Source organism: Nocardioides zeae (assembly GCF_010686755.1).
GTDB lineage: Bacteria > Actinomycetota > Actinomycetes > Propionibacteriales > Nocardioidaceae > Nocardioides > Nocardioides zeae.
Genome location: NZ_JAAGXA010000008.1, coordinates 1 through 12,608, shown reverse-complemented (window position 1 = coordinate 12,608; position 12,608 = coordinate 1). Strand labels below are relative to the sequence as shown.

14 protein-coding genes are annotated in these 12,608 nt (G+C 74.6%); 8 read left to right on the top strand and 6 right to left on the bottom strand.

Features of this window, described 5'->3' with window-relative positions; all coding sequences use genetic code 11:
- The first annotated feature begins 77 nt into the window (after positions 1 to 77).
- Together G3T38_RS12275 and G3T38_RS12270 are read left to right on the top strand one after the other, a co-directional pair.
- Positions 78 to 1,148: an alpha/beta hydrolase gene (locus tag G3T38_RS12275; RefSeq protein WP_338037618.1), complete on the top strand. Its 1,071-nt coding sequence runs from the start codon at positions 78 to 80 to the stop codon at positions 1,146 to 1,148.
- Positions 1,145 to 1,816 carry a GDSL-type esterase/lipase family protein gene (locus G3T38_RS12270; protein ID WP_163772606.1) on the top strand — a complete coding sequence of 224 codons (672 nt, stop codon included), beginning with the start codon at positions 1,145 to 1,147 and terminating at the stop codon, positions 1,814 to 1,816. Before G3T38_RS12275 ends, G3T38_RS12270 begins: the two co-directional genes overlap by 4 nt.
- Before the next feature lie 19 nt (positions 1,817 to 1,835).
- Here the strand turns inward: G3T38_RS12270 and mshD are convergent, their stop codons facing one another.
- Positions 1,836 to 2,798, bottom strand: a complete 963-nt coding sequence (gene mshD, locus G3T38_RS12265) for a mycothiol synthase (protein WP_163772605.1) — start codon at positions 2,796 to 2,798, stop codon at positions 1,836 to 1,838.
- A gap of 65 nt (positions 2,799 to 2,863) precedes the next feature.
- Positions 2,864 to 3,580: a winged helix-turn-helix domain-containing protein gene (locus G3T38_RS12260; RefSeq protein WP_163772604.1), complete on the bottom strand. Its 717-nt coding sequence runs from the start codon at positions 3,578 to 3,580 to the stop codon at positions 2,864 to 2,866.
- Between the two features lie 83 nt (positions 3,581 to 3,663).
- On the opposite strand from G3T38_RS12260, the gene G3T38_RS12255 reads away from it, so the two are divergent.
- On the top strand, positions 3,664 to 3,966 hold the full coding sequence (locus G3T38_RS12255; protein ID WP_163772603.1) for a MoaD/ThiS family protein: 303 nt from the start codon (positions 3,664 to 3,666) through the stop codon (positions 3,964 to 3,966).
- A gap of 38 nt (positions 3,967 to 4,004) precedes the next feature.
- On the opposite strand, the gene radA is transcribed toward G3T38_RS12255, so the two are convergent.
- Entirely contained in the window at positions 4,005 to 5,411 is a 1,407-nt protein-coding gene (radA, locus tag G3T38_RS12250) for a DNA repair protein RadA (RefSeq protein WP_163772602.1), read from the bottom strand.
- Positions 5,412 to 5,556: 145 nt separating this feature from the next.
- Between radA and G3T38_RS12245 the strand changes: the two genes are divergently transcribed.
- Entirely contained in the window at positions 5,557 to 6,603 is a 1,047-nt protein-coding gene (locus tag G3T38_RS12245) for a LacI family DNA-binding transcriptional regulator (protein WP_163772601.1), read from the top strand.
- A gap of 24 nt (positions 6,604 to 6,627) precedes the next feature.
- On the opposite strand, the gene G3T38_RS12240 is transcribed toward G3T38_RS12245, so the two are convergent.
- The 3 genes from G3T38_RS12240 to G3T38_RS12230 form a co-directional block, all read right to left on the bottom strand.
- A complete protein-coding gene (locus G3T38_RS12240; RefSeq protein WP_338037617.1) occupies positions 6,628 to 7,359 on the bottom strand; it encodes a class I SAM-dependent methyltransferase in 732 nt (243 codons plus the stop codon).
- A 19-nt stretch (positions 7,360 to 7,378) separates the two neighbouring features.
- Positions 7,379 to 8,017 carry a VOC family protein gene (locus tag G3T38_RS12235; RefSeq protein WP_163772600.1) on the bottom strand — a complete coding sequence of 213 codons (639 nt, stop codon included), beginning with the start codon at positions 8,015 to 8,017 and terminating at the stop codon, positions 7,379 to 7,381.
- 78 nt (positions 8,018 to 8,095) lie between these two features.
- Entirely contained in the window at positions 8,096 to 8,881 is a 786-nt protein-coding gene (locus G3T38_RS12230; RefSeq protein ID WP_163772599.1) for a DUF3109 family protein, read from the bottom strand.
- 57 nt (positions 8,882 to 8,938) lie between these two features.
- Between G3T38_RS12230 and G3T38_RS12225 the strand changes: the two genes are divergently transcribed.
- The 4 genes from G3T38_RS12225 to proC all read left to right on the top strand — a co-directional run bounded on the left by G3T38_RS12225 (position 8,939) and on the right by proC (position 12,558).
- Positions 8,939 to 9,874 carry a Ppx/GppA family phosphatase gene (locus G3T38_RS12225; RefSeq protein ID WP_163772598.1) on the top strand — a complete coding sequence of 312 codons (936 nt, stop codon included), beginning with the start codon at positions 8,939 to 8,941 and terminating at the stop codon, positions 9,872 to 9,874.
- A gap of 36 nt (positions 9,875 to 9,910) precedes the next feature.
- A complete protein-coding gene (locus G3T38_RS12220) occupies positions 9,911 to 10,708 on the top strand; it encodes a sugar phosphate isomerase/epimerase family protein (protein ID WP_163772597.1) in 798 nt (265 codons plus the stop codon).
- A 67-nt stretch (positions 10,709 to 10,775) separates the two neighbouring features.
- Entirely contained in the window at positions 10,776 to 11,708 is a 933-nt protein-coding gene (locus G3T38_RS12215; protein WP_163772596.1) for a proline dehydrogenase family protein, read from the top strand.
- 37 nt (positions 11,709 to 11,745) lie between these two features.
- Positions 11,746 to 12,558, top strand: a complete 813-nt coding sequence (proC, locus tag G3T38_RS12210; RefSeq protein ID WP_338037616.1) for a pyrroline-5-carboxylate reductase — start codon at positions 11,746 to 11,748, stop codon at positions 12,556 to 12,558.
- Positions 12,559 to 12,608 lie beyond the last annotated feature (50 nt).

The following is a 12,608-nucleotide window of genomic DNA, read 5'->3' as shown; positions in this document are numbered from 1 at the left end:
TGAACGGCCGGTGTCGTTCTCCACAGGGTCCGGAGGACCGCCAGCGCGTGGCCGAACCGGCGGGTAACGTGACCGCCGTGTCCCTCCCGACCCGCCCCGCCGACGTCGTCGCCGCGGCCCGCCGAGCGTCGGTCACGGCGCTGCTGCGGCTGCCCGAGCCGGTCAAGCGCCGCCTCGCCGGCCCGCCCGTGCGGGTCGACGGGCTCGAGCTCGACCTCGACACGCAGCTCGTCCTGCGGCTGCGCCGCCTCGCCCGGGAACCGGTCGTCGAGGACCTGCCGGTCGCCCGCGGACGGGCGGTGCTGCGCGCCCAGGCGGTCCTGGCCGGCGGCGACCAGCCGATCGGCGCCACGCGCCCGTGCCGGGTCGCCGACCTGCCGGGTCGGCTCTACGTCCCGAGCGGCCGCCTCGTCCGCGACGGCGACGCCGGGGATCCCCTGCTGGTGTTCTTCCACGGGGGCGGGTGGCTCTACGGCGACCTCGACAGCCACGACCCGCTCTGCCGGTTCCTCGCCGAGCGGGCCGGGGTGCGGGTGCTCTCGGTGGCCTACCGCCTGGCCCCGGAGCACCCGTTCCCCGCGGCGTACGAGGACGCCCTCGCCGCCCTGGAGTGGGTGAGCGCCAACGCCGGGTGGCTCGGCGCCGACGCCCGCCGGATCGCGGTGGGCGGTGACTCCGCCGGCGGCAACCTGGCGGCGGCGGTGGCGATCGAGGCCGCTCGCCGCGAGATCCCGCTCGCCTTCCAGCTGCTGGTCTACCCCGCGACCGACATGACCCGGGGGAGCGCCTCCCACCGGCTCTTCGGCCAGGGGTTCTACCTGACGACGGAGTTCATGGACGGGGTGGCGTCGCACTACCTGCCCGTCGAGGAGCAGCGCACCGACCCGGCCGCCTCGCCGCTCTTCGCCGACCTGCCCGCGGGGCTCGCCCCGGCCTACGTCGCGACGGCGGGCTTCGACCCCCTGCGCGACGAGGGGGAGGCCTACGCCGCGAAGCTGGCCGACGCCGGCGTGCCCGTCCGGGTCCGCCGGTTCGACGGGCTGATCCACGGCTTCGCGAACTGGGTCGCCCTCGGGGCCAGCAACACCGCAGCCGTGGCGGAGGTGGCGGACGCGCTGGCCGGGGGTCTCGCGGAGACCGGCGCGTGAACCGCCCGCTCGTCCGCCGCGTCGCCACCGGCGGCGTGGCGCTGGCGGCGCTCACGGGGCTGCTGGTGCACGAGGCGGTCCGCGTCGAGGCCAGCACCCACGGGGTGCCCACCGTCTTCATCGGCGACTCGATCAGCCAGGCCGACACCGACGCGTTCACCGACCTGCCGGGCAAGGCGTCGTGGCTGCGGTACGTCGTGGTCGACGACCGCACCCCGTGGCGGTACGTCGCGAACGCCGCCATCTCCGGCGAGACGCTGGGCCAGATGGAGGCTCGGTTCGACGAGGACGTGCTCGAGCGCGATCCGCATGCGGTCGTCATCATGGGCGGCACCAACGACGTCCGGCTCGGGATCCCCGTCGAGGAGTCGCTCGACTCGCTGCGCTCGATGGTCACGTCCGCCCAGGCAGCGAGAGCCGAGGTCTGGGTCATCTCGCCGCCGCCCCTCGACCGCGACGACTGGGGGGACGTGGGTCCGCTCATCGCCGCCGAGCGCGAGCTGGCGGCGGAGCTCGAGGTGCCGTTCGTCGAGACCGTCGATGCCGTCGGCCAGGGCGGGGAGGACCGCTGGCGGCCGGGCCTCTCGGACGACGGGGCCCACCCCACGCGGGAGGGCGCCCGGGCCATCGCGGCCGCCGTGCTCGCGGCCGTCGGCGCGCCGGGCTGACCCCCAGCCCGGCGACCGGTCAGGCGGTCGGCGCCTCCCGGGCGTACTGCACGTGCGTCGCGACCACCGCGAAGCCGAGCCCCGCGTAGACGGCCCGGGCGCCGGCGTTGTCGCCCTCGACGTACAGCTCGATCCGCTGCACGCCCCACGACGCCAGGTGGTGCAGTCCCGCGAGCGTGAGCAGCGTGCCGAGCCCGCGGCCCTGCGCCTCGGGGGCGACGCCGACGACGTACACCTCACCGTCCGCGCCGTCGCCGACCGGACCGCCGTCACCGGGCCGCCGGGCGGTCTTGGTCCAGTGGAACCCGAGCACGGCGCCGGTGGCGGCGTCCTCGGCGACCAGGAGGCCGGCGGGGTCGTACCAGTCCTGGGCCATCCGCTCCGCCAGGTCGCGCTCGTCCATGGCGCCCTGCTCGGGGTGGCGGGCGAACGCGGCCGCGTTGATGCGGAGCAGGTCGTCCCGGTCGTCCGGGGTGTAGGTGCGGATCCGCACGTCGTCGCGCTCGGCGACCGGCGGCAGACCGGTGGCGGGCCGCTCCATGACGAGCAGCTCCCGCACGACCGCGAAGCCGAGGCGGTCCGCCAACCGGTCGGCGTGCTCGTCCGTCGTGTGGCGCCACGCGACGACCCGGCCCGCGGGTGCGTCGGCGAGCGCGGCCTCCGCCAGCGCCGTACCCACGCCGTGACCGGCCACGGCGGGTCGCACGGCGAGGGTCAGGTCGTGCTCGGCGCCGGTGTCCCGCAGGAGGGCGAAGCCGCCGGGGCGCCCACGGCCGTCGGGTCCCGTCGCGGCGGCGACCCACAGGCGCGCGCCCTCGAGGCCACGGTGCTCGAGGTGGCGCTGACCGGCCTCGTCGAGCGCCCCACCGCCGAAGGCGGCGCGGACGTCGGCGTCGACGCCCACGACCTCGTCACGCGCACGGGAGTCGAGGTCGTCGACCTCGCGGACGGTGAACGTCGTCGTGTCGCGCGTCTCGACCATGGCCCGAGCGTACGGCGGCCCCCCGACCACGGGGTCGGAGGGCCGTCGGACGAGCGGGTGCCTGCTCAGGCGTCAGCGGAGACCGCGGTCTCGGCCTTCTCCTTGGTCGGCAGCACGAAGCGGTAGCCCACGTTGCGGACGGTGCCGATGAGCGTCTCGTGCTCGGGACCGAGCTTGGCGCGGAGGCGACGCACGTGGACGTCGACCGTGCGGGTGCCGCCGAAGTAGTCGTAGCCCCAGACCTCCTGCAGCAGCTGCTGGCGGCTGAAGACGCGGCCGGGGTGCTGGGCGAGGAACTTGAGGAGCTCGAACTCCTTGAACGTGAGGTCGAGCGGGCGCCCGCCGAGCTTCGCGGTGTAGGTCGCGTCGTCGACGACGACCTCGCCGGAGCGGATGACGTGGGCCTCGGGGTCGTCCGCCTCGCGCTGCGCGGCGAGACGTCCGATGGAGAGCCGGATGCGCGCCTCGAGCTCGGCCGGGCCGCAGGTGTGGAGCAGGACGTCGTCCATGCCCCAGTCGGCGGCCACGACGGCGAGGCCGCCCTCCGTGACGATGAGGAGGACGGGGACGTCGGAACCGGTGGTGCGGATCAGGCGGCACAGGTCGCGGGCGTGGGCCAGCTCCTGGCGGCCGTCGACCAGCACGAGGTCGGCGTCGGGGGCCTCCAGCAGGGCGCTGCCCTCGGCTGGAAGAATCTTGACGGAGTGGCCGAGCAGCGCGAGGCCCGGCAGGACCTCGACCGAGGGCTGCAGGGCGCTGGTGAGGAGCAGAAGTGCACTCACGATGGTCTCCTCCCTGAGGGGGTGGGGACCGAAACACGACGTTGAGCTTCGGCCAGCACAAGTGAACGGGAGAATACAGAAACATGGGCGACACACCACCGGAATCCCCGCGAAGTGAGACGCACGTCATCGAGGCGCGCTACTGGGCGTCGGCGAAGCAGGCGGCCGGAACCGACGCCGACCGGGTCGAGGTCGAGGGGCCGGTGACCCTGGCTGACCTGCAGCAACGGCTCCTCGGACTGCACCCGGGTGCGCGGCTCGGGGACGTCCTGGCCGTCTGCTCGGTGCTGGTCGACGAACGACCGGTCAGCTCCGACGATCCGGGCGAGGTCGTCGTCAGCCCGGGCAGCGTCGTGCAGTTCCTCCCGCCGTTCGCGGGGGGCTGAGAACCCTCGTACGCCGCGGCCCGCCCCGGACGGCTCCCTCAGCCCGGGAGGAGGTTGAGCAGGCGGAGGGCGGACTGCACGTCGCTGGAGTCGATGACCTTCATGCCGTCGACGGTCCAGGACTCCGGGGTGCGGGCCCGCCCGTTGGGCGAGCGGCCGGGCACGATCGCGAGCCGGAAGCCCAGGCGGGCGGCCTCGCCCAGGCGCTGGTCGAGGTCACGCACGCGCCGGAGCTCGCCAGCGAGGCCGATCTCGCCCATGGCGACCACGCCGAGCGGGGCGGCGCGGCCCTGCGTCGCGGAGGCCAGCGCGACGGCGACGGCGAGGTCGCTCGCCGGCTCGTGGAGGCGAGCCCCGCCCACGGTCGAGGCGAAGACGTCCATGTTGTGCAACCGGATGCCGCAGTGCTGCGCGAGGACGGCGATGACCATCGCGATCCGGGACCCGTCGAGCCCCGACGTCGTGCGGCGCGGCCGGTCGGCCGACGTCGGCGTCACCAGCGCCTGCACCTCGGCGAGCAGGGGACGACGACCCTCCATCGCGACGGCCACGCACGTGCCGGGGACCTGCCGCTCGTGGTGCTCGACGAACAGGCCGGTCGGGTCGGACACGGCGACGATGCCGTCGCTCGCGAGCTCGAAGCAGCCCACCTCGTCGACCGGGCCGTAACGGTTCTTCATCGCGCGCACCATGCGGAGCCGGGAGTCGCGGTCGCCCTCGAAGTGCAGCACGACGTCGACGAGGTGCTCGAGCACACGGGGGCCGGCGATCGCCCCGTCCTTCGTCACGTGGCCGACGAGGACCGTGGTGATGCCGCGGGTCTTGGCCATCCGGATGAGGGCGGCGGCGACCTCCTTCACCTGGGTCACGCCGCCGGGGACCCCGTCCACGCCGGCTGCCTGGATGGTCTGCACCGAGTCGACGACGAGCAGGGTCGGCTTGACGGCGTCGACGTGGCCCAGCACCGCGCCGAGGTCGGTCTCCGCCGCCAGGTAGAGCTCGTCGGTGACGTTGTGGGTGCGGTCGGCCCGCAGGCGCACCTGCGACGCGGACTCCTCGCCCGACACGTAGAGCGTGCGTGCCTTGAGCCGCGCGGTCTGGGCGGCCACCTCGAGGAGCAGGGTCGACTTCCCGACCCCGGGCTCTCCTGCCAGCAGCAATGCCGCCCCGGGCACGAGGCCGCCGCCCAGCACGCGGTCGAGCTCGGGCACGCCCGACGAGCGGAAGGCGGCCGTGTCGGTGCGCACCTCGCCGATCGGGACCGCGGGCGCCGACACGGGGCCGGCGACCGCGGTGGTGCCCGACGCCGCCGGGGCCACCTCCTCGACCGTGCCCCACGCCTGGCACTCGCCGCAGCGCCCGACCCACTTCGCCGTCTCCCACCCGCACTCGGTGCAGCGGTGGACGGTGCGCGGACGCGAGGAGCGCGAGGGGGTGCGGGACATGGCGAGGACGCTAGACGAGGCCGCCGACAGTCCTCGCGCCTCGTCCCCAGGGGCCGCGTCGTCCACAACCCGGGGTTGCCGTGCGCCCGGGCGCGCCGCGACGTACCGTTGGAACGTTCTAGTGCGAGCGGACGGAAGAGGACGCATGGGTCGCGAGCTCCACCGGGTGCAGGACGGCGCGACGTCGCTGCCCACCCTGGCGGACGTCGCCGCGATGGCGGGCGTCTCGCGGCAGACCGTCTCCAACGCCCTCAACAACCCCTCGCTCCTGCGGGCCGACACCCTCGAGCGGGTGCGGGCCGCGATCGCGCACCTCGGCTACACGCCGAACCGCGCCGCCCGGAACCTCCGCACGAAGTCGTCGCGGCTCATCGGCCTGCGGCTGACCCCCTTCGCCGAGGACACGGCGAACGCGACCATCGACCGGTTCGTGCACGCGCTGGTGCAGGCGACGCGGGCGGCCGACTACCACGTGCTGCTGTTCGACGGGAACGACCCGGCGGACCCGTCGTCGGGCTACGACGACCTCGTGCGCTCGACGGCCGTGGACGCCTTCGTCGTCACCGACACCTTCAAGGGCAGCCCGCAGGCGGCCTACCTCGAGGACGGCGGGGTGCCGTTCGTGGCCTTCGGCCGCCCCTGGACGCCGGCCGCGCTGCACCCGTGGGTCGACGTCGACGGCGCGGCGGGCACGTCGGCGGCGACCGCGCACCTGCTCGCCCAGGGGCACACCCGCATCGCCTGGATCGGCTGGCGCAAGGACTCGCCCATCGGTGAGGACCGCCGGGCCGGGTGGTCGCGCACGATGCACGGCCACGGCCTCCCCACGACGGGGCTGGCCTCCCGCGTCGAGGACTGCGTGGCCAGCGGCGTCGAGGCTGCCGGGGTGCTGCTGGACGAGGCCCGGCCGACGGCCTTCGTCTGCGCCTCGGACACACTCGCGACGGGGGTGCTCCACCAGCTGCACGCCCGCGGGCTGCGGCCGGGCCGCGACGTCGCCGTGACCGGCTTCGACGACGCGCCCTTCGCGCAGCTCCTGCCCGGCGGCCTCACCTCGGTGCGCCAGCCGGTGGAGGAGGTCGCCGTGCAGGTGGTGGACCGGCTCGGCAAGCTGCTCACCCACCGCGAGGTGTTCGCGTCCGGCACCCTCCTCGAGCCGACGCTCGTGGTGCGCGGCAGCAGCGAGCGCTGAGGCCGCGCTCCGGGACGAGGAGCGTCAGAACCGCCGCCACCACAGGTTGACGGCGTAGTCGACGGACGTGCCCGGGTGCTCGGCGAGGATCGCGTCGGCGGTGCGCGGGTCGAACTCGATCCGCACGACGGCCTCGAAGTCCTCCCGGGTGTCGTGCTCCCAGGCGATCTCGAGCGGCTCCCGGTGCCACCCGTGCGACGCCCAGAACCGCTCGATCACCTCCGGGGGGTCGACCTTCGGGTACCCCCGCCGGAACCACGTCCCGAAGGTCGAGCGCGACCCGTCGTTGTCGATGACGAACGCGGTGCCCCCGCGCCGTACGACGCGGGAGAGCTCCGCGAGGCCGGGTTCGCAGCCCGGGCCGAAGAAGTAGGCCCAGCGGGCCTGGACCACGTCGACGGAGGCGTCGGGCAGCGGGATCTCCTGGGCGGAGCCCACCTCGACCCGCACGCCCTCGAGGGTGCGGACGCGGCGGCGCGCCAGCGCGGCCAGCGCGGGGTGGGGCTCGACGCCGACGACCTGGGCGGCCCGTCCGCCGGTCGGCTCCGCACCGGCCCACCGCGGGAGGTGGAACCCGGCACCGCAGCCCAGGTCGAGGAACGTGGCGCCGGACCAGTCGTGGATCCCGCGCATGGTGCGCTCGATGAGCCCGCCGCGGTCGACGCCGCGGTTCTCGAGCTCGTAGGCGGCCGTGTGCTCCCAGATGTTGGGGCTGGGGATGGTGCCGCGGGGGGCGCCGGGCGGCAGCGTCGCCACGAGCCGGGTGCTCAGGCGCTCAGATGCGGACGAGGCCGTCCGGCGTCTGCACCTGGACGGCGAGCAGGCCGGGGGTGCCGTGCGGGGCGACCCACTCGACCTTCATGTCCTCGAGGGGCTCCTCGATGGGCTCGCCGAGCCACTCGCTCACGCGGTGCGGGTCGCCGGCGATCTCCAGCGAGGCCAGCGAGAACGCCTGGTCGGCGCCCGCGCCGGGGTGCAGCTCCCGCGGCGACTCCCAGTGCACGAAGAACGGCAGCTGCGGGTCGGCGATGAGGCCGTTCACGCCGAGCTGCTTCCAGACCAGCTCGGTGCCGTCGGGGCGGTGGCGGCTGCCCTTGACGGCCTCGCGGCCGAGGCGGCGCTCGATGCGGGAGAGGTCGCCGACGGCGACGACCCAGCCGAGCCAACCGCCGCCGAGCGCGGACCGCGCCCGCACCGCCTGGCCGAAGGGGGCCTTGTCGGACGCCGGGTGGTCGAGCACCTCGACGATCTCGATGTAGGTGTCACCGGCGAGGCCGAGGGTCATGTTGCGGGTGCCGAAGCGGGGGTGGATGCCGCCGTCGGTGAACTCCCGGCCGAGCAGCTTCCCGATGCGCTCGGCGGTCGCCGCCAGTCCGTCGGGTCCGGCGGCGTACGAGACGTGGTCGAGGCGCATGGCCCGATTCTGTGCGACACACCGCGGCGCCGCGAAACCGGGGTCGGGTGTCTTGACGTCGAGACTTAACGGAGGGATTCAGCGGGGGTCGGCCGGGTGGAGCGCCAGGGCCGACCGCGAGCGCACGTGCGCCTCGCAGTGACGGAGGAGCGCGTCGTACCCGGCGTCCCCCATCAGCTCCCGCAGCTCGGCCTCGCTCGTCACGTAGAGCGGCTCGGGCGCGACGTGCGCGACGGGGTTGCCGGTGCAGTACCAGTCGAGGTCGTGCCCGCCCGGCCCCCAGCCGCGGCGGTCGTACTCGCCGATCGACACCTCGAGGTAGGACGTGCCGTCGGGCCGCTCGACGGTGCGGTAGGTGCGGCGCAGGGGCAGCTGCCAGCAGACGTCGGGCTTGGTCTCCAGCGGGTTGCGGCCCTGCCGCAGGGCGAGCGCGTGCAGGGCGCAGCCCTCGCCCCCGGCGAAGCCGGGACGGTTGGCGAACACGCACGCCTCCTGCCCGTCGACGACGATCGTCAGCGTCTTGCGGGCGCCGTCCTCGTCCTTGGTCACCCAGTCCTTCCGGGTCACCTTCGCGACGTCCGGGCGGTGCTGCCACAGGTCGGCGTCCAGCTCCGCGACGAACCCGGCGACCCGGCGCTCGTCGTCACGGTCGGAGAAGTGCGCCCCGAGCGTGCAGCAGCCCACGTCGGGGGCCGAGGCGTAGATGCCGGCGCAGCCGGCGCCGAAGATGCAGGTGTACGCCGAGGTGAGCCACGTCAGGTCGCAGCGGAAGACCTGGCCTTCGTCGGCGGGGTCGGCGAACTCGACCCAGGCGCGGGGGAAGTCGAGGGGCACCTCGCCGGAGGGGCCGGACTGGTCGGGCACCGGGCCACCCTACGGGCGACGCCGCCGGCGGGCCCTCGCGGCGCTACCGTTCTGCCCATGAGGTTGGGAGTGCTGGACATCGGCTCGAACACGGGTCACCTGCTCGTGGTCGACGCCGCCGGTGGCGCGGCGCCGCTGCCCGCTTCCTCCTACAAGGAGCCGCTGCGCCTCGCCGAGCACCTCGACGCGTCCGGCGCGGTCACCCCGGCGGGCATCGACGCCCTCGCCGCCTTCGCCCAGCAGGCGAAGGTCGTGGCCGAGGACAAGGGCTGCGAGGACATGCTGGCCTTCGCGACGTCCGCGGTCCGCGACGCGTCGAACTCCGACGCCGTGCTCGCCGAGGTCGAGGGCCGCACCGGCGTGCCGCTCACGGTGCTCTCGGGCGAGGACGAGGCGCGCCTCACCTTCCTGTCCGTACGGCGCTGGTTCGGCTGGTCGGCGGGCCGGCTGGCCGTCTTCGACATCGGTGGCGGCTCGCTGGAGATCGCGGGCGGGGCCAACGAGGCGCCCGACGTCGCGTGGTCGCTGCCGCTCGGCGCGGCGCGGCTCTCGCGCGCCTGGTTCGCCGACGGCGTGCCCGACGAGGACCGTGTCCGCGACCTGCGCCGCACCATCCGGGCCGAGATCGCCCGGGACGCCGGCAACCTGCTACGTGCGGGTGCGCCCGACAAGGCCGTGGCCACCTCCAAGACCTTCCGCTCCCTGGCCCGCATCTGCGGCGCGCCGGGCTCGTCCGAGGGGCCGCTCGCGCCGCGGGTGCTGCCCGCGGCCGAGCTGCGGGAGTGGATCCCCAAGCTGATGGTGATGGACCACGAGGCGCTCGCCGCGCTGCCCGGCGTCTCGCCGAGCCGCACCCACCAGGTCGTGCCCGGAGCCCTCGTCGCCGACGCCGTCATGGACATCTTCGGTCTCGAGGGCCTCGAGATCTGTCCCTGGGCCCTTCGGGAGGGCGTCATCCTGGAGCGGCTGGACCAGCTCAGCGTCCTGGGCTGACCCCCGCCCCGATCCCCGACAGCTAGGAGCGGCTCGATGCTCGTCGGTCTGTCCACCTCCTCGGTCTACCCCGAGTCCACCGCGCACGGGTTCGCCTACGCGGCCGAGCTCGGGTACGACGCGGTCGAGGTCATGGTCGGGATCGACGCGCTCAGCCAGCAGGTGGCCGCGGTGGAGCAGCTGGCGCAGCACCACGACGTACCGGTGTGTGCGGTGCACGCCCCGTGCCTGCTGTTCACGCAGGCGGTCTGGGGGCTCGAGCCGTGGGGGAAGCTGGAGCGGTCGGCCGAGATGGCCACGGCCCTCGGTGCGGACGTGGTGGTCGTGCACCCGCCGTTCCGGTGGCAGCGGGAGTACGCCCGCGACTTCGTCAACGGCATCGCGGCGCTCGAGGAGTCGAGCGGCGTCGCGTTCGCCGTCGAGAACATGTATCCGTGGAAGGCGACCCCCCGGAAGGGCTCGACGCGGGGCATGGAGGTGTACGTCCCGGGCTGGGACCCCTCCGAGGAGAACTACGCCAACACCACGATCGACGTCTCGCACGCCGCGATCGCGGGCTCGGACCCGGTCGCGATGGCCGAGCGCCTCGGTGAGCGCCTGCGGCACGTGCACCTCACCGACGGCACCGGCTCCGCCAAGGACGAGCACCTCGTGCCGGGACGCGGGCGCATGGAGCCCGAGCGGCTGCTGCGCCACCTCGTGCGCACCGGGTTCGACGGTCACGTCGTGCTCGAGATCAACACGCGCAAGGCGGAGACCGCCGACGACCGGCGGGCCGACCTCGCCGACTCCCTCGCCTTCGCCCGCGAGCACCTGCGTCCGACGGCGGTCTGACCCGTCGACGTACCCCCGCCGGCTGCGGTCGGGTGTCGCCTGGATCACGCCGGGTAGGTTGGAGCGCATGTCCCTTCTGCGTCGCCCCCTGCTCGCCCTGGCGCGCAGCGAGGAGGTGAAGCGGGGGCTCGTGACGATGCCGCTGACCGCCTCCGTCGTGCGCGGGTACGTCGCGGGCGAGTCCACCGCCGAGGCCGTGCGCGTCACGGCCGACCTCGTGGGCGAGGGCCTCGCGGTCACCATCGACCACCTGGGCGAGCTGACCACGGACACGGGACGGGCCGAGGACACGACCAAGGTCTACCTCGCGCTGCTCGACGACCTCGCGGCCCACGGCCTCGCCCGGCGCGCGGAGGTGTCGCTCAAGCTCAGCGCGGTCGGCCTGTCCCTGGGCGACGACGGGATCGACCTGGCGCTCGCCAACGCGTACCGGATCTGCGAGGCCGCCCGCGCCGTCGGCACGACGGTCACCGTCGACGCCGAGCACCACGAGATCATCGACGACACGCTCACCGTCGTGCACGAGCTGCGCCGGGAGCACCCGGAGGTCGGGGCGGTGCTGCAGGCCTACCTGCACCGCACCGAGGCCGACGCCCGCGACCTCGCCCACGAGGGCTCCCGAGTGCGCCTCTGCAAGGGCGCCTACGACGCCCCCGCGACCGTCGCCCACCAGGGCGAGGCCGTCGACCGGGCCTTCGTGCGGAGCCTGCGGATCCTCATGGCCGGGCAGGGCTACCCGATGGTGGCGACGCACGACCCACGCCTCATCCGCATCGCGGCGTCCCTGGCCAGCCGGCACGGGCGCGGTCCCGGCACCTACGAGTTCCAGATGCTCTACGGCATCCGCCCGGCCGAGCAGCGCCGCCTCGCGGAGGCGGGCGAGACGATGCGCGTCTACGTGCCCTACGGCACCGACTGGTACGGCTACCTCACCCGCCGGCTCGCGGAGCGACCGGCGAACCTGTCACTCTTCCTCACGTCGTTGATCTCCAGGTCGTGAGCCGTCCCGGCTCGCCCGAGCCGGAAGCAGGCAGCACGTGAGCAGCTCCACCCCCCGTCTGACCGCCATCATCGGTGCCGGCGTCATGGGCGAGACCCTCCTGTCGGGCCTCGTCCGCGCGGGCCGCCGCCCGGACGAGCTCGTCGTGGGGGAGAAGCGCCCGGAGCGCGCCGAGGAGCTCACCGCCCGCTACGGCGTCGCGGTCGTCGACAACGTGGACGCCGCCCGGCGCGCCGACACCGTCGCCCTCGTGGTGAAGCCGCAGGACATGGCGGCCGTGCTCGAGCAGGTCGCCCCCGAGCTCCGCCCCGGCCAGCTCGTCGTCTCCCTCGCCGCGGGCATCACCACGGCGTACGTCGAGGAGCGGGTCCCCGCCGGCGTCGCCGTCGTGCGCGTCATGCCCAACACCCCCGCGCTCGTCGACCAGGGCATGCACGCCGTCTCCGGGGGCCGGCACGCCACGGCCGAGCACCTCGACGAGGTCGAGGCGCTGCTCAGCGCCACCGGCAAGGTCGTGCGCATCCCGGAGGCGCAGCAGGACGCCGTGACCGCCATCTCCGGGTCCGGTCCGGCCTACGTCTTCTTCGTGGTCGAGTCGATGATCGAGGCGGGCGTGCACCTCGGCCTGCCGCGCGCCACTGCCACCGAGCTCGTCGTGCAGACCCTCGTGGGCTCCGCCGCGATGCTGCGCGAGACCGGCACCCACCCGACCGTGCTGCGCGAGCAGGTCACCTCGCCCGCGGGCACCACGGCCGCCGCGCTGCGCGAGCTGGAGATCCACAAGGTGCGCGCCGCGTTCCTCGCGGCCATGGAGGCCGCCCGCGACCGCTCCCGCGCGCTCGGCGCCTGAGCCCGCTCGGCGTCCACAGCGGTCGGTTCCCCGGCTGACCGGGGAACCGA